13 protein-coding genes are annotated in these 18,412 nt (G+C 62.6%); 3 read left to right on the forward strand and 10 right to left on the reverse strand.

Going from position 1 to position 18,412, the window contains the following annotated elements:
* Together IE071_RS10005 and IE071_RS10010 are read left to right on the forward strand one after the other, a co-directional pair.
* A complete protein-coding gene (locus tag IE071_RS10005; protein ID WP_189441066.1) occupies window positions 1-1,446 on the forward strand; it encodes a sugar porter family MFS transporter in 1,446 nt (481 codons plus the stop codon).
* Window positions 1,447-1,501: 55 nt separating this feature from the next.
* Window positions 1,502-2,968: an APC family permease gene (locus IE071_RS10010; RefSeq protein WP_189441067.1), complete on the forward strand. Its 1,467-nt coding sequence runs from the start codon at window positions 1,502-1,504 to the stop codon at window positions 2,966-2,968.
* A 34-nt stretch (window positions 2,969-3,002) separates the two neighbouring features.
* Here IE071_RS10010 and ssb read toward each other — a convergent pair whose 3' ends face one another.
* On the reverse strand, window positions 3,003-3,524 hold the full coding sequence (gene ssb / locus IE071_RS10015) for a single-stranded DNA-binding protein (protein ID WP_189441068.1): 522 nt from the start codon (window positions 3,522-3,524) through the stop codon (window positions 3,003-3,005).
* A gap of 403 nt (window positions 3,525-3,927) precedes the next feature.
* Window positions 3,928-4,257 carry a DoxX family protein gene (locus IE071_RS10020; protein ID WP_189441069.1) on the reverse strand — a complete coding sequence of 110 codons (330 nt, stop codon included), beginning with the start codon at window positions 4,255-4,257 and terminating at the stop codon, window positions 3,928-3,930.
* Between the two features lie 265 nt (window positions 4,258-4,522).
* On the opposite strand from IE071_RS10020, the gene IE071_RS10025 reads away from it, so the two are divergent.
* Complete coding sequence (locus IE071_RS10025; protein WP_189441070.1) at window positions 4,523-8,260, forward strand: hypothetical protein; 3,738 nt, start codon at window positions 4,523-4,525, stop codon at window positions 8,258-8,260.
* 26 nt (window positions 8,261-8,286) lie between these two features.
* Here IE071_RS10025 and IE071_RS10030 read toward each other — a convergent pair whose 3' ends face one another.
* From IE071_RS10030 to kdpF, 8 genes are all read right to left on the reverse strand, one after another.
* On the reverse strand, window positions 8,287-8,982 hold the full coding sequence (locus tag IE071_RS10030; protein ID WP_189441071.1) for a response regulator: 696 nt from the start codon (window positions 8,980-8,982) through the stop codon (window positions 8,287-8,289).
* 10 nt (window positions 8,983-8,992) lie between these two features.
* Window positions 8,993-11,695, reverse strand: coding sequence for a sensor histidine kinase (locus IE071_RS10035; RefSeq protein WP_189441072.1), 2,703 nt, complete (start codon window positions 11,693-11,695; stop codon window positions 8,993-8,995).
* A gap of 145 nt (window positions 11,696-11,840) precedes the next feature.
* Window positions 11,841-12,443 carry a potassium-transporting ATPase subunit KdpC gene (gene kdpC / locus IE071_RS10040; protein ID WP_189441073.1) on the reverse strand — a complete coding sequence of 201 codons (603 nt, stop codon included), beginning with the start codon at window positions 12,441-12,443 and terminating at the stop codon, window positions 11,841-11,843.
* Window positions 12,444-12,453: 10 nt separating this feature from the next.
* Entirely contained in the window at window positions 12,454-13,968 is a 1,515-nt protein-coding gene (locus IE071_RS10045; RefSeq protein WP_189441074.1) for an outer membrane beta-barrel protein, read from the reverse strand.
* A gap of 72 nt (window positions 13,969-14,040) precedes the next feature.
* The gene (locus tag IE071_RS10050) at window positions 14,041-14,259 is read right to left on the reverse strand and encodes a hypothetical protein (RefSeq protein ID WP_189441075.1); all 219 of its coding nucleotides are present in this window, start codon (window positions 14,257-14,259) and stop codon (window positions 14,041-14,043) included.
* A gap of 26 nt (window positions 14,260-14,285) precedes the next feature.
* Window positions 14,286-16,358 carry a potassium-transporting ATPase subunit KdpB gene (gene kdpB, locus IE071_RS10055; protein ID WP_189441076.1) on the reverse strand — a complete coding sequence of 691 codons (2,073 nt, stop codon included), beginning with the start codon at window positions 16,356-16,358 and terminating at the stop codon, window positions 14,286-14,288.
* 3 nt (window positions 16,359-16,361) lie between these two features.
* Complete coding sequence (kdpA, locus tag IE071_RS10060; RefSeq protein ID WP_189441077.1) at window positions 16,362-18,164, reverse strand: potassium-transporting ATPase subunit KdpA; 1,803 nt, start codon at window positions 18,162-18,164, stop codon at window positions 16,362-16,364.
* Window positions 18,161-18,253, reverse strand: a complete 93-nt coding sequence (gene kdpF, locus IE071_RS10065; RefSeq protein ID WP_189441078.1) for a K(+)-transporting ATPase subunit F — start codon at window positions 18,251-18,253, stop codon at window positions 18,161-18,163. The genes kdpA and kdpF overlap by 4 nt, the downstream gene beginning before the upstream one ends.
* Between the last annotated feature and the right edge of the window lie 159 nt (window positions 18,254-18,412).

The following is an 18,412-nucleotide window of genomic DNA, read 5'->3' on the forward strand; positions in this document are numbered from 1 at the left end:
ATGACTACTGTCGCGACATCCCCGCTCCACCCGGCTCGCACCACGGCCTTGTTCACCTGCATGCTGGCTGCGCTGGCCGGCTTGATGTTCGGCCTGGACATCGGCGTGATTTCCGGTGCCACCCAGTTCATCCAGAAAGAGTTCCAGATCTCCGATCACATGATCGAGTGGATCGTCAGCTCGATGATGCTCGGCGCGGCGATCGGTGCGCTGGGCGCGGGCTGGATGTCCGCGACGCTGGGGCGCAAGCGTTCGCTGATCCTCGGCGGCGTGCTGTTCGTGGCCGGTTCGCTACTCAGCGGTTCGGCATGGTCGCCGGAAACGCTGGTCGCGGCGCGGGTGATTCTGGGTCTGGCGATCGGTGTAGCCACCTTCACCGCGCCGCTGTACCTGGCCGAGGTGGCCGAGGAACATATCCGCGGCGCGATGATCTCGCTGTACCAGCTGATGATCACCATCGGCATCCTGGTCGCGTTCCTGTCCGATACCGCCTTCAGCTACAGCGGCAACTGGCGCTGGATGCTGGGCATCATCGCGATTCCCGGCATCCTGTTCCTGCTCGGCCTGTTCCTGCTGCCGGACAGCCCGCGCTGGCTGATGATGCGCGGGCGCAAGCAGGAGGCCACCGACGTACTGAACAAGTTGCGCGGCGATGCCGGCCATGCCGCGCGTGAAGTGGCCGACATCGAGGAGCAGCTGAAGACGCCGCAGCGTGGCTGGCACCTGTTCCTGGAGAACCGCAACTTCCGCCGCTCGGTGGGACTGGGCGTGCTGCTGCAGGTGATGCAGCAGTTCACCGGCATGAACGTGGTGATGTACTACGCGCCACGCATCTTCCAGGACATGGGCTACGCCACCTCGGCGCAGATGTGGTTCACCGCGGTGGTGGGTCTGGTCAACGTGCTGGCCACCTTCATCGCGATCGGCCTGGTCGACCGCTGGGGCCGCAAGCCGATCCTGTACACCGGTTTCAGCGTGATGGCGGTGGGCCTGGGCCTGGTCGGCACGATGATGCACCTGGGCATCACCACACACGGCGAGCAGATTTTCACGGTGGCGATGCTGCTGACCTTCATCGTCGGTTTTGCGATGTCCGCCGGCCCGCTGATCTGGGCGCTGTGTTCGGAAGTGCAGCCGCTGAAGGGTCGCGATTTCGGCATCGGTTGCTCGACCTTCACCAACTGGGTCGCCAACATGATCGTGGGTGCCACCTTCCTGACCCTGCTCAACGGTATCGGCAACGCGGCCACGTTCTGGCTGTACGCGGCGCTCAACCTGGTGTTCCTGGTAATCACCTTCGTGCTGATTCCGGAGACAAAGAACGTCACCCTGGAGCAGATCGAGCGCAACCTGATGGCTGGCCTGCCACTGCGCGAGATCGGCAGTGAATCCTCGGCGGCATCGTCCGGTTTCAGCAGGCAAGCAGCGGAAGACGCCGCCTCCTGATGGGCGCGAACTCGCATCGCCGTTGAATCTGTCGCTCACCTGGGAAAAGCACACGATGGCTACAACGCCGGCAGCAACGAATGAACTCGGCCTGCGTCGTGTGCTCGGCACCAGGGATCTGGTGCTGTTCAACATCGCAGCGATCGTCGCGTTGCGCTGGCTGTCGATGGCGGCGCAGGTGGGGCCGTCGAGCCTGGTGCTGTGGCTGCTAGGACTCGTGGGTTTCTTCATCCCTCTCGCCCTGGCGGTACTCGAACTGAGTTCGCGTGTGCCTGGACAGGGCGGCCTGTATCTGTGGTCGAAGACCGCGTTCGGCGATATGCATGGCTTCATCGCCGGCTGGACGTACTGGGTCTCCAACCTGGTCTATTTTCCGTTCGCGCTGCTGTTCAGCGCCGGCATCTTTCTGCATGTCGGCGGCGACTGCTGGTTGGCGCATGCCGGCGACGGCAGCTACAACCTCGCCTACTGCCTGACGGTACTGTGGGCCGCGACCGGGCTCGGCATCTTCGGCCTCGAGCGCGCCAAGTGGCTGCAGAACATCGGCGGCATCGCGACCTGGTCGGCGGCGGCACTCATTCTCGTTGCCGGCGCGCTCGCCGCGTACCACTTCGGTGCAGCCACCGCGATCACCACGGCGAACGTGATGCCGGACTTCGGCAAGCTCGCAACCTTTTCCACCTTCGCGACGATGGCCCTTGCCTTCCAGGGGCTCGAACTCGGGCTGATCCTCGGTGGAGAAATCAAGGATCCGCGCCGGCAGATTCCGCGTGCCACACTGATTTCCTGCGTGGTCATTGCGGCCATCTATATCGCCGGCACGGCATCCCTGTTGATCGCGCTACCCGCCTCGACCATCGACATCATCGCCGGCATCCCGCAGGCGCTGTCCGCGATTGGCGAACGGATCGGCCTGCCTATGTTCGGCTCGTTGACCGCCGCACTCGTCACGGTCGGCACGATCGGCAGCATCTCCGCGTGGGTCACGGGCACGGCGCGGCTGCCCTTCGTGGTGGGCGTCGATCGCTACCTGCCCGCAGCGCTTGGCCGTCTGCATCCCAGGTATGGCACGCCCCATGTGGCCTTGATCACCCAGGGCATCCTGACTTCACTGGTACTGGCGGCGGCGTTGTCCGGCTCCAGCATCCATGAGGCCTACATCATCCTGGTCGACATGACCGCGATCATGTCGCTGCTGCCCCTGCTGTACATCCTGCTGGCCTTTCCTCTGCTGCGTCGACGCGCTGCCGGTCGCAACGAAGGCGTCAACCTGTCGCCCGGTGGCGCCTTCGGTTGCTGGCTGGCCGCACTGACTGGTTTCGCGGTCACTTTGCTGGCGATCGTTACCTCGATGATTCCACCCGCCGACAGCAGCAACCCGGGCCTGTTCCTGCTCAAGGTGGTAGGTGGCTCGGCCCTGCTGATCGGCATCGGGCTGCTGTTTTATCGGCATGGCCGAAGCCGGCCCGCCATCGAAAGCCACCACCTGAAAACATCTAAGCCCGCCAAGTGGCGGGCTTAGAAATGAAATACAACAGCTATTTGAATAGCGGAATTTAGAACGGAATCTCGTCATCCGCGAAGCCGCTGTCGGCCGGTGCCGGCGACTGACGCGACGGGGCGCCGTGGTCATCGCTGCCGCGCGACTGATTGCCGTAATTGCCGCCGCCCTGGCGCTGGCCACCACCGCTGCCCTGTGGGCGCTCGCGCTGGTAATTGCCACCGCCACCACCGCCGCCTTCATTGCTTCCCAGCATCTGCATTTCGCTGGCAATGATGTCGGTGAAATATTTTTCCACGCCGTCCTTGCCGGTGAATTTGTCGGTGCGAATGGAACCCTCGATATAGACCTGACGACCTTTCTTCAGGTATTCGGCGGCGATCTCGCCAAGGCGGCCGAAGATCTTGATCCGGTGCCACTCGGTACGTTCCTGCTTCTCGCCGGACTGCTTGTCGGTCCAGGATTCGGAGGTGGCCAGACTGAAGCTGCAAATGCTGACGCCGCCGCCGGTGCTGCGCAGTTCCGGGTCCGAGCCCAGGTTGCCGACCAGGATGACTTTGTTGATGCCACGTGCCATGGGATGTCCTCTGTTGAGCCGGCCGCAAATTCGGGATGGGTTGCGGCCGGAGTGATGAAACTGGCTGGATATCATACCTGTGGCAGCCGCCAATGCCACGTGCACAAGCCCCGCTCCGGCGTGGGCCGACTCCCATGCGATCTGCGGCGAAAGGCAGGCGCCACAAGGGTTCTGGCCGCCGTCAGCGATGGCTCAAGGCCAGTTCAAACGGTTGTAAATGTCCGCCGGAGCCCGGCTTGGCCGTCAACCAGAGCGAATTGGCCGGGTCACAACGATAAAGATTCTCTGCCTCCTACGCGGCCGGCTCGGCACGCTGGACAGCCTTATCGGCTGCCTATCGTCATCATGGCTCCTGATGGCATTCAGTCTGCGCGCGAACGAGTCGCGCGCCAGATCCACGCGATCAGCAGTGCAACGGCAGACGCACCCACAACAGCGTCAGCCACAAGGTCGATGCATGCGCAGCGTGCGCATTCAGCAGCATCTGAACATTGGCCGGCAGTACGGCCACACACAACGCGATCAACCCATACCCCGCCCAGCGGCGTGTGGCATGCCACAGCACGCCAAGACCACCAGCCATCTCGCACAAGCCACTGATCGCGACGAGCTCCCGATGCGATGGCAGCCATGCCGGCATGATTCCCATGTAGTTCGTGATGAACAGGAAATGGAACGTGCCCGCGACGATGAAGAACAGCGTGAGCAGGTAGCGGGATAGGTTTTGTTTCATGGGTAGCTAACAGCGAGTCGTCGTTGCATTGGAACAGATCGCGACCACTGGTGAGCATTTCGAAGGATGCGACTGCACATCACTGATGCCCAACAGTGGACGTTGCGGCTATTGCTGCCGTCGGGCAAGCTGCGTACGTCTTCTTCTGATTCAAAAAAAGACGTTCGTATCTGGGCGAGAAGATCAGAATCTTCAAGCGGCATTTTTGAACAAGCGATACGCTCTTCCATGATAAAGACCATGGAATCTGGGGCTACCGGAAACAATGAGAGTCACAGCAACACAAATTCAACAATGGGCCGGCACACGGGAAGCACAAGGATTGCTGCCCATACTGGTTCGGAAGTTGATTGCCGAAACAGCCAAACCCACCGAACTTGCGATGCCCGGGGGAGACTCGGTTGGACAGCCCGGCTGGGACGGTGTTCTGACCGTTGCGGAGGAGAATGCATGGGTTCCGGCCGGCGCTTCTCGATGGGAAATGGGTTGCAATGAAAACATTGCTCGCAAAGCGAGCGATGACTACAAGAAACGCACCGATGAGTACGGCGTCAGCGTGGCAGATACCAATTTTGTATTCGTATCACCGCGCCGTTGGTCCAAAAAGAAACATTGGAGCGATACCGTCGGAAATCCGGGGCCATGGCGCAGCGTGAGAGTCCTCGATGCGGATGATCTAGAGGTGTGGCTGGAGAATGCTCCCGCGACGACACTCTGGTTCGGCGAGTTGCTTGGGCTTGCGGGTCAGGGAATCCAGTCAATTGGATCGTACTGGGAGACATGGCGCAGCCAATCGCTGATTCCCCTCTCGATTGAAGCGATCAGTGTTGGTCGCGAAACGAAGATCCAAGCTCTCCAGGATGCCATTTCTAAGTTGCCTCCTATCCTAGTGATAGAGGCAGACAGCACAGAGGAGGCAGTTGCGTTCGCTTGCGCGGAGTTAGTCTCGCTGGGTCAGTCGGCCTGTGCGGCTTGTGTTACCGCGGCTGACGGATGGCGCTACGTGGACACGAACCCGCAGTTGCGTATTCTCGTGGCGGCGAATTCGGAAGTTGCGACAGCACGAGCTCCCACAGAGGGACAAATGCTGATTGTCCCCGTGAACATCGGCGACCGCCCTAAGCACTTCTCGCCGCTCACAAAATACACAGAAGTCCAACGCATTTCGCTTGAGCGACCAGATACCCGAAGTTTCGAAAAGGCGCTAATTGCAATCGGTGAGAATGAAGCAGATTCCGCACGATATGCGAGGTCGACTGGCCGTTCCTGGTCGGTCTACCGCCGACACATGGCCGCCAATCCTGCAATCGCACATCCTGCTTGGGTCAAAAACCCGATGGCGCGGGTATTGACAGCTGTCGTGCTGGTCGGTGGCTGGAACGAGTCACGGCCAGGGGACATTGCGTGTCTCGAAGAGATTACGGGCAAGAAATATGAGGAACTAGAACGCGAACTTCTCTACTTGGCGCGTTTGGACGACTCGCCGGTATTGAAGATCGGGCACATCTGGAAAGCAAAGGCGCCCCTTGAGCTCCTCCATATCTATGCGAAGGAGATATCGGGTGGAGAACTGGCGCGCTACTTCGCAACGGCCGAGGCTGTGCTGGCGACCCCAGACCCGGCCCTTGAGCTGGATGCCGACAAGCGGTGGATGGCTTCCGTTTACGGAAAGGTTCGGAAGGAGTCTGGAATCGTTATTGAGTCGATCGTCGACTCGCTTGCAAAGCTGAATGTCTACGCAGAGAGCAATCGTGACGGCCGTATGACATCAGGTGTCAACGTTTTGGTCGGGCATCTGCTCGACGGCGCAGATGGAGAGCGCTGGTTGTCGCTCTTCGGAGTGCTGCGGGGCTTGGCGGAAGCTGCCCCCGATATTTTCCTATCCGCAGTCGAAGCAAGTCTGCGCCACAAAGACGCTCCCATTAGCCGATTATTCACCGAGAACAATGGCGATGCGGCGTTTGGTCGAAACTGGCATACCGATCTACTGTGGGCATTGGAAATACTCGCTTGGTCGCCACGTCACTTAGGTCGCGTGGCTGAAATCCTGGCTCAACTCGATGCGTGGCCTGTTCAACATAATCTGATGAACAGACCGATGAATACTCTGATCTCGCTGTTTCGTCCCTGGTGGCCTCAAACGACCGCCTCGATCGAAATACGCCTCGCTTGCCTGGATCACTTGCTGGTTCGGCACAGCGAAGTCGGTTGGAACCTACTCGTTTCTCTATTGCCAAAGCACCTTCTATCGGCAAGCGCCAACGCGAAACCACACTGGCGCGACGACGACGCAGGGGCACCTACTCCCAGTAGAGACATTAGCGTTCACGAATGTTACGAGCAGGTAGCGCATCGCGCGGTCGGACAAGCGCAGGGGCAAGCCAGCCGGATCGCGACGCTGGTCGAGAATCTCGATGTATTCGGCACGAAGCATCGTCGAAAGATCATCGACTTAGTGGAGGACGCCCGAAAACTGCTCGACGAGGATCGTGAAATTGTTCGTTCTGCCGTTCGCAAGTACATCGGCCAGCACAACACTTACAATCAGGACGGCCAGCGACGAGAGCGCACTTCAATTAAGCGCCTGCGTCGCCAGTTCGACGCACTGGCGCCGGCAAGTACATCGAGCCGGAATGCGTGGTTGTTCGAGAACGGCCGCGTCGTGCTTCCAGGTGGGCGCTCAAAGAATTTCGAAGAAGAGAATTCAGCGAGGGAAAAAGCGCGCCTAAAGGCGATCGAGGATGTGTTCAATGATGAGAACTGGCCCGGCCTGACCCGACTCAGTCAATTGGCCGTCGATCCGCTTTTGGTCGGATGGTCAGTCGTGCGAGCAGGTCTGTCGAAGAAAGAAGTCACGACGTGGATTCTGGATCGATTCTCCGAAAGCGGCAGTGAATGGCACGACCCATTAGTGTCCGGCGTCCTCAACGGACTTGATAAGGAGAATCGCCTCGACCTTATGAAGCGGGCGGTGATTAGCCTTCCGCCCCCGGAAGCCGCCGCGTTCCTGAGTAGTGCCCCCTGCAATCCGGAGACGTGGAATTTCCTCGAACATTGCGTCGACACAACCCAGCTGTTCTATTGGAAAAACGTACGTCCACAAATATTTCTTCCTGACGGAGACGACCTAAAGTTCGTCATCGAAAAATTTATACAGGCAGGACGTCATCGCACCGCATTCGCAGCCACTTATGTCGGATCTGACAGAGGTGATCCCGATCAATTGCTCGCATTGCTTGAAGGAATCGCGATAGGTGAAGAACCTGATGGGCCATTGCCGGACAGCTGGCATATCGGCAAAGCCATCGAGCGCATTTCGGACGCAAACATTACTTCGATGCGCCAGCTTGCTCGCTTGGAGTTCGCATACTTTCGCGCGCTTGAACACAGCAACTCCACGCCACACCTCTACGCCGAACTCCTGTCAGATCCTGCGCTGATCATGGAGTGCATAGCGCTCGTTTATAAGTCGCATAACGCGCCTGACGCGCCAATTGATGAATCTCTTCGTGCTAACGCAGAGATCGCCTGGAGTGTCCTGCACAATGGCCGTGGTATCCCGGGGCTCAAGAACGATGGCTCTATAGATCAGACAAGGTTCGATGCGTGGATTACAGAGGTCCGAAGGCATGCCGTTGAGATTGATCGGCAAATTGTCACAGACCTCACCATCGGAGAATGGTTGTCAGCCAGTCCACCCGATACTGATGGAACGTGGCCCTGCCTTGCCGTTCGACAGCTCTTGGAACGTCAGGATGCAACTGATATCCATCGGGGCTTCCACACGGGCGTCATGAACAACCGTGGTGTGCATAGTCGTGCTCTTGATGCAGGAGGAACCCAAGAGCGGGACCTTGCGAATCATTACCGCAGACATGCAAGCGCAATCCTAATCTCGCATCCAACGACTGCTTCCGTTCTTGAGAAGATCGCCAAGAACTACGACCACCAAGCCATTGGCGAGGATGATGATGCGAAATTAATGCGTGAAGGCCTGAGCTAGTGGAATGCTCGCAAGTGACTGCGACCTCAACTCCCCCCAAGAAACCGATACCCCACTCCCGGCTCCGTCTTCAACCAGCGCGGCGACACCGGATCATCGCCGAGCTTCTGGCGCAGCTTGCCGAGCACGATGCGCAGGTAGTGGGTGTCCTGCACATGGGTGGCGCCCCAAACTTCGCGCAGCACTTGCTGCTGGGTCACCACGCGGCCGCTGTGGCGCAGCAGCAGGGCCAGCACGGCGTATTCCTTGCGGGTGAGCGAGAGCGGCACGCCGTCCAGATGCACTTCGCGGCGCGCCATGTCGACGGCGAGATGGCCGTCGTCGTAGCGCGGTGGCAGCTCCGGTTCGCCGGGGCGGTTGCGCAGCAGCGCGCGCAGGCGTGCCATCAGTTCCTGGATGCCGAACGGCTTGGTCACGTAGTCGTTGGCGCCGTGGTCGAGCGCGCGCACCTTTTCGCTCTCGGCATCGCGTACGGACAGCATCAGCACCGGCACCTGGCTCCACTGACGCAGTTCGGACAGCACGTCGTGGCCTTCCATGTCGGGCAGGCCGATATCGAGGATCACCAGGTCGGGCGACTGCGTGGCGGCCAGCGCCAGTCCTTCCGCCGCATTGACGGCGAGCAGCACTTCGTAGCCTTCGGCGCGCAGGCCGATATCGAGAAAGCGGCGGATCTGCGCCTCGTCGTCGATCACCAGGATGCGCGGAGCGGCTGAATTCATAAGGGTAGCGTCATGGACTCGTATCAGGCGGCGCCGGCAACGGCAGGCTGATACGGATGGTGGTGCCGATGCCGTCGCCGGGCAAGGCCTCCACGCTGCCGCCGTGCGCGCCGATCATGCCGCGGCAGATCGCCAGGCCCAGCCCGGTGCCCTGCGGCGCACGGTCGCCGCGTGAGACCGAGTAGAACATGTCAAAGATGCGCGCCCGCTCGTCTTCCGGTATGCCGGGGCCGCGATCCCGCACATCGATCAGCAGCCGCTCGCCGCTGGTGTGCACGCTCACCCGCACCGCTTCGTCCGCCGGCGAGAAACGCGCGGCGTTCTCCAGGATGTTGAACAGCGCCTGCTCGATCAGCGCGGGATGCACATAGAGCAGCACCGTCTCCGGCGGTGCGATCGTCTCCACCCGCAATTCCGGAAACAGCTTGCGCAGGCGCGTCACCGCGGCGGCCACGATCTCGGCGCTGTCGGTCCAGTCGCGATTGAGTTTCAGCGTGCCATGGCCGAGCCGGGTCATGTCGAGCAGGTTCTGGATGTAGCGATCGAGCCGCTGGCCCTCGCCGAGGATCGCCTGCAGCAAGTCGCGGCGTTCCTCCGGCGGCAATTTTTCCTCGTAGCTGATCAGGGTGCCGGCGGCACCGATCATCGAGGCCAGCGGCGAGCGCAGGTCGTGCGACACCGACGACAGCAGCGCGTTGCGCAGGCGCTCGGTCTCGCCCTGTACGCGCGCGCCTTCGAGTTCGTCGGAAAGTCGGGCGCGTTCGAGCGCCTGGCCGATATCCTGGGTCATCGCCAGCGCGAGACTGCGCTGGTCGGGATCGGGCTCGCGAAGTGCCGGATCGAAACGCAACGCCACCGCGCCCAGCGGCCGGGTTTCGCTGCCCAGCGGCAACACCCAGCACGGCGCGCCATTCAAGGTGTCGGTATAGCGCCCGGCCTGCTCGCCATGGCGGTCGCTCCAGTCGGCCGCGGCCAGATCCTGGGCCAGCAACGTACGTTCCACGGGCACACTCGCCACCACGCGCAGCACCTGTTCCGCATCGCGGGCAAGGATGGCCGCGTCGCAGCGCAGCGCATGCGCGAGTGCCTTGCTGCCGACGTCGCGGATGCCGCTGGCGTCGGTGCTGGCGGTCAGCTGCTGGCCCAAGGTGAGCAGCGCGCGTGCCTGCACGTGTGCACCGCGCAAGGACTCGACCTGGCTGGCCAGCCGCGTGGCGAGACGGCTGCACACCAGCGCCGCCACCAGGAACAGCGTCACCGCCAGCACGTCGTCGAAGCTGGAGATCGCCAGCGTGTAGCGCGGCGGCGCAAAGAAGAAGTTGTAGCCAAGGAAACACAGGATCGCCGTATAGACGGCTACCGACATGCGCGTGCGCACCGCCACCACAAGCACCGCAGTGAGGAAGATCAGCGACAGGTTCGCCACCGACAGGTAACGGTCGGCGACGAATGCCAGTCCGAATGCGACCAGCGTGGTGAGCGTGGCGTAGATGTATTCGCCGCGCGAACCGCGTGCGGATGGCTGCGGCAGACGCATCCGCCTGCGCGCCTTCGCCCGCTCGCTCGGCGTGGCGATGATGGTCAGCTCCAGGTGCGCGCCACGACGCAGCAGCAGCTGGGTCAGCGAGCGGCCCAGCATGCGTGCCACCACCCGTTCGCGGGTACGTCCGAGGATGATCTGGCCGACACCCTCACGATCGGCGTGCGCCAGCAGTTCGTCGGCGATCGCATGGCCGCGCAGGATGATCGCCTCGCCGCCGAGCCGCCGCGCCAGCCGCATCGCCGAATCGCGCCGCTCGCGGCGCGCGGGATCCAGCCGCGCACCGGTATCGACGAAGGCGACGCTCCACGGCGCACCGCGCCGCTCGGCAATGCGCCGCGCCACGCGCACCAGGTACTCGCTCTGACCGTGGCCGTCGATCGCCGCCAGCACGCGTCGGCGTACCGTCATCGCGCTGCCGCGCGCCAGCATGTGCTCGCGCAAGTCGCTGTCGACATGGCCGGCGATGGTGTCCAGCGCCAGTTCGCGCAAAGCAGCCAAATTGGTCGGCGAGAAGAACGCGTCGAGCGCGGCGGCAGCCGTCTCCGGCACATACACCTTGCCCTGCTTGAGCCGGCCGATCAGCTCACGCGGCGGCAGGTCGACCAGCACGATGTCGCGCGCGTGATCGAGGAAGGCATCTGGCACGGTCTCGCGCACGGTGATGCCGGTGATGCGGCGCACTTGGTCGTTGAGGCTTTCCAGGTGCTGCACGTTGAGTGCGCTGTATACCTCGATGCCGGCATCGAGCAGCTCGGCGATATCCTGCCAGCGCCGCTCATGCCGGCCGCCTGGCAGGTTGCGATGCGCCAACTCGTCGACCAGCAGCACCGCCGGCTTGCGTGCCAGCGCGGCATCCAGATCGAACTCGCTGAAATTATGAGTAACGCCGTCGCGCTCGCTGCCGTCGGACGACTTGTAACGCACCTGGCGGCGCGGCAACACCTCCATGCCTTCCAGCAAGGCCGCGGTTTCGGCACGGCCGTGCGTCTCGATAACACCGACCACCACGTCCACGCCCTGCCGCTTGAGCTCGCGCGCGGCGGACAGCATCGCGTAGGTCTTGCCGACGCCGGGCGCGGCGCCGAGAAAGATCTTCAGCCGATGGTTGCGCTCGTCGTGTTCGGTGCTCAACAGGGCATCGGCACGTGCTTCGCGGGAGGGCTCGGTCATAGGTGTCCCATCATCGCCGGTTTGCGGGCCGTTAGCTCCCTCTCCCCTCGTGGGAGAGGGCTGGGGAGAGGGGCCGGGCTCGCGTCATTCTCACATCAGAGCCTCTTTCTGATCAGCATCGATGCGGAGCACCCACCCCCTCTCCTCAATCCTCTCCCACGAGGGGAGAGGAGGCCAAGCGCGGTGCGTCCAGCGCCAGGTTGAGTTGCAGCACGTTGACCCGCGGTTCCCCGAACACACCGAGCTGGCGCCCGCTGGTGTATTCGTTCACCAGCGCCTGCACCTGCGCGGTGCTGAGCCCGCGCGCCTTCGCTACTCGCGCCAACTGGTACTGCGCCGCCGCCGGGCTGATCTCCGGGTCGAGGCCGCTGCCCGAGGCGGTGACCAGATCCACCGGCACCGGTGCGGTGTTGCCCGGATCGGCGGCACGCAGCGCGGCGATGCGCTGCTTCACCGCGTCGGTCAGCGCCGGATTGGTCGGGCCCAGGTTGGAGCCGCCGGAGTTGGCGCCATTGTCTGCCTGTGGCGTGGTCGCCGACGGTCGACCCCAGAAGTACTTCGGGTCGGTGAACGACTGGCCGATCAGCACGGAACCAATCGGCTTGCCGTCCTTCACGATCAGGCTGCCGTTGGCCTGCTGCGGAAAGATCAGCTGGGCCAGCCCGGTGGCCACCAGTGGATAAAGCACGCCGGTGATCACGGTCATCAACAACAGCAACATTACGGCATTGCGCAAGAGCCTGGTCATGGTCATCACCTCAGTAGTGCAGGATCGCGTCGAGCAACGCGGTCACCTGATAGTTCTTCTTGCCGCCGTCATACGCCGGAAAGTCGTAAGCGCGCTCATAGCGGAATTCCGGACGGATCTCCAGATCTGGCGTCACCCAATGCGTCATGCCGATCGTGTGGCTGGAATAACGCGTGGCGAAGCCGGTGCGCTGCCCTTGCTGATCGTTGTAGAACTCGTTGCGGATCGAGACCATGTTGGTCGGGTTCAACTCGATGTTGAGGTAGTTGACGATGCCGTAGGCCGGGTTGTTGCCGAGTCGAAAATCGGGCGCCTGGCCCAGCGGATAACCCGGCTCGCCGACCGGCGCGTGCGACTGCGACGGATCGGTGGCTAGCGACTGGTTGCGCACGTAAATGCGGTACGCCTCGGTCAGCATGTGCACGTTCGGACTGAAGCGATGGCCCCAGGTCAGCACGAATTCCTGCAGGTTGTTGTAGGTCTGGCTGGAGTGGTTGTACGACTCTACGCAGGGATACAGCATGTCGTTGTTGGACTTGGATACCCAGCGCACGCAGGCCTGCGCGCTGAGCCGGCTGGTCTTGTCCCAGATCGCCGAATCGTCGCCGCCGTGCACACCCAGCTGCAGCGTCCACTGCTCGTTGAGCCTGGTGGTGGTGATCACGCCCATGTTGGTATACGCATCAACCGTGTACAGGATCGAATGCGTCAGCAGGTAATTGTTGGGCGAGAACTGCGCCTCGATGTCGGGCAGCGAGAGGTAGCGACCGGCGGTGATCACCATGCCCTGTGCGACCCATGGGATGTACAGGTCGACATACGCGATCATCGGATCGTTGCCGTAGATCTTGCCGTTGAGTGGCTGGTTCGGCGCCGGATGGTTGAGCAGCTGGTCGCTGGTCACGCCCTTCATCGTGGTGTAGTGGTAGTCGTAGCCGTACAGATCATCGAAATGGAAACCCCAGTCGATGTGATCGGTCTGCACCGTGTCGGGAACGCGTTGGATGCGGAACAGCGCCTGGTCGAATTCCACCCGGTTCGGTCGCGTCGCGTACGACAGCGGGTAGTTGGTGAAACTCGAACTGCTGAGGTTCATCGACGGATTGATCCAGCCGTACATCTCGATGCGGTTGTCCTGCATCCAGCGACCCACGACCGTACACGCCAGCGCCTTCTCGAGCGGGTACTGCGAGTTCTCGTTTGGCACGCCGATCGGGAAATCCACGCCACCCAGCTGCCATTCGGCCGACGGGAACGGCGGCGAGCTGAACGGCGAATCCATGCCACGGCGCTTGGGCGCAGGCGCGTTCGGGTCGGCCGGCTGCGCGTCCTCGCGATAGGCCGCTGCGAGACGACTGAGAAAGCCGGCCGAACAGTCGTTGCTGGCGACATGCGCCGTAGCCGGTGTCGCAATGACCGATTGCGGATCGGGCGTGCTGACTGAGGTGGCGGTCGCCGCGATGGACTGGCCGATCGGCAGCATCGTCATCAGCAGCGCACTGGGAAGCATTTTCTTGAACAACATGGGAAACCCCTGCAACGACGGCTCGTATCGAGCCGTGACTTTGGTGATGAAAGAATCGTGTTTCGCGTGATCTCAGATGCCGGCGTAGCCGCCGAGCACGTAGTCGTCCTCGGCACTATTCGCTGCGCTCTGGGCGATCGTCCCGGCGACGATGGCGGTGACCGGCTCGCTGCGCGGGCGCAGCGGCAGCGCGATCACCACGTCGCAGTCGGAGTCGTTTGCCGACAGGCGCAACTCCATATCGGGATGGGTTTCGTCGGGTAGCGATACCGATAGTTTCAGTGTTTGCATGACATAACTCCTCAAGCCAACTTGAATCAGGCCAGTCCGCACAGGACCAGCAACATGTCGATGATCTTGATGCCGAGGAACGGCACCACGATGCCGCCCAGGCCGTAGACCAGCAGATTGCGGCGCAGCAGCGAACCGGCGCCGAGCGCGCGGTACTTCACGCCTTTCAGCGCCAGCGGGATCAGGAAGATGATGATCAGCGCGTTGAAGATCACCGCCGACAGGATTGCGCTCTGCGGCGTCGCCAGGTGCATCACGTTGAGCGTGTTGAGCGCCGGATAGGTGGTCGCGAACGCCGCCGGAATGATCGCGAAGTACTTGGCGATGTCGTTGGAAATCGAGAACGTGGTCAGCGCGCCGCGGGTGATCAGCATCTGCTTGCCGATTTCCACCACCTCGATCAACTTGGTCGGATTCGAATCGAGGTCGACCATGTTGCCAGCCTCTTTCGCCGCCTGCGTGCCGGTGTTCATCGCCACCGCCACGTCGGCCTGTGCCAGTGCCGGCGCATCGTTGGTACCGTCGCCGCACATCGCCACCAGCCGGTTCTCGGCCTGGATGTCGCGGATCAGCTTGAGCTTCGCCTCGGGCGTCGCCTCGGCGAGGAAATCATCGACGCCAGCTTCCGCTGCAATAGCGGCAGCGGTGAGCGGGTTGTCGCCGGTGATCATGATGGTCTTGATGCCCATCTTGCGCATCTCGGCGAAGCGCTCCTTGATACCGCCTTTGACGATGTCCTTCAGCTCGATCACACCCAGCGCCCGCGAACCTTCAGTGACGATCAGCGGGGTGGCGCCGCGCCGCGCGATGTCCTCGGCCATGCGTTTGACCAGCGGCGGCATATGGCTGCCTTGCGACTCCAGATGCTTTTCCACCGCATCCAGTGCGCCCTTGCGGATCTGCCGTGTACCGAAATCGACGCCGCTCATGCGGGTCTGCGCGGTGAACGGCACGAACTGCGCGTGCATCGCCTCCAGCTGCTGCTCGCGCAGGCCGAAGTTTTCCTTCGCCAGCACCACGATGCTGCGACCCTCCGGCGTTTCGTCGGCCAGCGAGGCCAGCTGCGCGGCCTCGGCCATGATCTTTTCGTCGATGCCCGGTGCCGGATGGAACGCTACCGCCTGGCGGTTGCCCAGCGTGATGGTGCCGGTCTTGTCCAGCAGCAGCACGTCGACATCGCCGGCCGCCTCGACCGCACGGCCCGAGGTGGCAATCACATTGGCGCGGATCATCCGGTCCATGCCGGCAATGCCGATCGCCGACAGCAGTGCGCCGATGGTGGTGGGGATCAGGCACACCAGCAGCGCGATCAGCACGGTCAGCGTGATCGGGTGGCCGATGCCCGCCGCCTGCACGCTGTAGATCGAATACGGCAGCAAGGTGGCGCAGGCGAGCAGGAAGATCAGGGTGAACTTCGCCAGCAGGATGGTCAGCGCGATCTCGTTCGGCGTCTTGCGCCGCTTGGAGCCTTCCACCATCGCGATCATGCGATCGAGAAAGCTCTTGCCCGGATTGCTGGTGATGCGCACCACCAGCCAGTCCGACAGCACGCGGGTGCCGCCGGTGACCGCGCTGCGGTCGCCGCCGGATTCGCGGATCACCGGCGCGGATTCGCCGGTGATCGCGCTCTCGTCCACGCTGGCCGCACCGACTACCACTTCGCCGTCACCGGGAACCTGCTCGCCGGCCTCGACCAGCACGTGGTGGCCGGTGCGCAATTCGGCGGATGGCGTGAAGGTGATCGCGGCATGGCGATCGGCCGATGCCAGCTTCTTCGCGATCACATCCTTGCGCGAACCGCGCAAGGCATTGGCCTGTGCCTTGCCGCGGCCTTCCGCCAGCGCCTCGGCGAAGTTCGCAAACAGCAGGGTGAACCACAACCACAGGCTGACCCAGAAGATGAAGCCGGTCGGCGCCTCGCCGTGGCCGGCGAGCGCCTGCATCCACAACAGCGTGGTCAGCACGCTGCAGACGAGTACGACGAACATCACCGGATTGCGGAACTGCAACCGTGGCGACAGCTTGCGGAACGAATCGGCCATCGCCGTGAGCACCAGCTCGCGGCTGAAGCCGCTCGCTGCTTGAGTTTGTGCAGTCATGATTCAGTGTCCCGACATCAGGGATTCGGCGATCGGCCCCAAGGCCAGTGCCGGAAGGAAGGTCAGCGCACCGACCACGACCACCACGCAGGCCAACAGCGTGATGAACAGCGGCGTATGCGTAGGCAAGGTGCCGGCCGATTCGGGTACGTGGCGCTTGGCGGCGAGCGAGCCGGCCATCGCGAGCATCGCAATGGTGAGTGGGAAGCGTGCAAGGAACATGCAGATGCCGAGCAACACGTTCCAGAACGGCGTGTTCGCCGAGAGCCCGCCGAACGCACTGCCGTTGTTGTTGGAGGCCGAGCTGACCGCGTAGAGGATTTCGCTGAAGCCATGCGCGCCGGGATTGGCGACGCCGGCCACACCCGCCGGCGTCATCACCGCGATGGCCGTACCGATCACCACCAGCGCACACGGCAGCAGCACCGCGAGGCTGGCCATCTTCATCTCGTAGGCCTCGATCTTCTTGCCGAGGTATTCCGGCGTGCGGCCCACCATCAGCCCGGCGATGAACACCGCCACCACCGCGAAGGCGAGCATGCCGTACAGGCCCGAACCCACACCGCCGAAGATCACTTCGCCGAGCTGCATCAGCCACATCGGCACCAGGCCGCCCAGCGGAGTCAGCGAATCGTGCATCGCATTCACCGCACCGCACGACGCGGCCGTGGTGATCGCCGCGAACAGGCCGGACGCGGCAATGCCGAAGCGGGTCTCCTTGCCTTCCATGTTGCCGCCAGCCTGCAGCGCCGAGGCGTGCTGATCGACCGCCAGTCCATGCAGCGCCGGATTGCCGGCCTGCTCGGCCGCGACCAGGGCGATCGTCAGCGGGATGAAGATCACCAGCATGGTGGCGAGGATCGCCCAACCCTGGCGCCGGTCGCCCACTTGCATGCCGAACATGTAGCAGAGACCGCCGGGGATCAGCAGGATCGCCAGCATCTCGATGAAGTTGGAGAACGGCGTGGGGTTCTCGTACGGGTGCGCCGAGTTGGCGTTGAAGAAACCGCCACCATTGGTGCCGAGCATCTTGATCGCGATCTGCGACGCGGCCGGACCCATCGGCAAGGTTTGCGTGGTGACCGGCGTTTCCCTGGTCACTTCATGGCCGGCGGCATCCTTCACCGCGTTGCCAGCCGCGTCCTTCACCGTCTCGGTATAACTGGTGGTTTGCACCACCGGCACGTCGACATACGGCTTGAAGTTCTGCACCACGCCCTGCGACACCAGCAGCAAGGTCATCAGCAGCGACAGCGGCAGCAGCACGTACAGCGTGCTGCGCGTGAGATCGACCCAGAAATTGCCGATGCTGAGCGAGCTGCGCCGGCTGAAGCCGCGCACCACCGCCACCAGCACCGCGATGCCGGTCGCCGCGGAGAGGAAGTTCTGTACGGCCAGACCCAGCATCTGGGTCAGGTAGCTCATCGTCGACTCGCCGGCGTAACCCTGCCAGTTGGTGTTGCTGGCAAAGCTGATCGCCGTGTTCATCGCCGAATCGGGCGACACCGCAGCGAAGTGCTGCGGATTCAGCGGCAACCACGGCTGCACACGCTGCAACAGGTAGACAACCAGCACGCCGAGTACGTTGAACAACAGCATCGCCAGCGCATAACGCTTCCAGCCCATGGCTTCGTCGGCGCGGATGCCGCACAGGCGATAGATCGCGCGTTCCACGCCACCACCAAAACGGGTGACGCGGTTCGGCGTATCGGCGAACACCAGCGCCATGTAGCTGCCGACCGGCTTCACCAGCAGCAGCAACACCACCAGGTACAGGCCGACCTGCAGGAAATCATGGGTGGTCATTCGAACCACTCCGGCTTGAGCAGGGCCACACACAGGTAGCCGGCCAGCGCCACGGCGATCAGGCCGGCGACGACATAAAGGACATTCATGACGAGAAACTCATGCAGTAGGGAAAGGCAGACGCGGCGGACCGCGTTACTTGCGTGGACTCAGCCGATCGCAGATCAGCGCAAAGCCCAGCGTGGCCGCGCACAGCACGAGCAGGAACAACAGGTAGACGAAATCCATCGGCGTCGACTCCATGAAAG

This window comes from Rhodanobacter panaciterrae (assembly GCF_014651895.1).
GTDB classification, from domain to species: domain Bacteria; phylum Pseudomonadota; class Gammaproteobacteria; order Xanthomonadales; family Rhodanobacteraceae; genus Rhodanobacter; species Rhodanobacter panaciterrae.

Coding starts and splice junctions, on each gene's coding strand:
- IE071_RS10005 (WP_189441066.1), top strand. CDS start 1: ATGACTACTGTCGCGACATCCCCGCTCCACCCGGCTCGCACCACGGCC.
- IE071_RS10010 (WP_189441067.1), top strand. CDS start 1,502: ATGGCTACAACGCCGGCAGCAACGAATGAACTCGGCCTGCGTCGTGTG.
- ssb (WP_189441068.1), bottom strand. CDS start 3,524: ATGGCACGTGGCATCAACAAAGTCATCCTGGTCGGCAACCTGGGCTCG.
- IE071_RS10020 (WP_189441069.1), bottom strand. CDS start 4,257: ATGAAACAAAACCTATCCCGCTACCTGCTCACGCTGTTCTTCATCGTC.
- IE071_RS10025 (WP_189441070.1), top strand. CDS start 4,523: ATGAGAGTCACAGCAACACAAATTCAACAATGGGCCGGCACACGGGAA.
- IE071_RS10030 (WP_189441071.1), bottom strand. CDS start 8,982: ATGAATTCAGCCGCTCCGCGCATCCTGGTGATCGACGACGAGGCGCAG.
- IE071_RS10035 (WP_189441072.1), bottom strand. CDS start 11,695: ATGACCGAGCCCTCCCGCGAAGCACGTGCCGATGCCCTGTTGAGCACC.
- kdpC (WP_189441073.1), bottom strand. CDS start 12,443: ATGACCAGGCTCTTGCGCAATGCCGTAATGTTGCTGTTGTTGATGACC.
- IE071_RS10045 (WP_189441074.1), bottom strand. CDS start 13,968: ATGTTGTTCAAGAAAATGCTTCCCAGTGCGCTGCTGATGACGATGCTG.
- IE071_RS10050 (WP_189441075.1), bottom strand. CDS start 14,259: ATGCAAACACTGAAACTATCGGTATCGCTACCCGACGAAACCCATCCC.
- kdpB (WP_189441076.1), bottom strand. CDS start 16,358: ATGACTGCACAAACTCAAGCAGCGAGCGGCTTCAGCCGCGAGCTGGTG.
- kdpA (WP_189441077.1), bottom strand. CDS start 18,164: ATGACCACCCATGATTTCCTGCAGGTCGGCCTGTACCTGGTGGTGTTG.
- kdpF (WP_189441078.1), bottom strand. CDS start 18,253: ATGAATGTCCTTTATGTCGTCGCCGGCCTGATCGCCGTGGCGCTGGCC.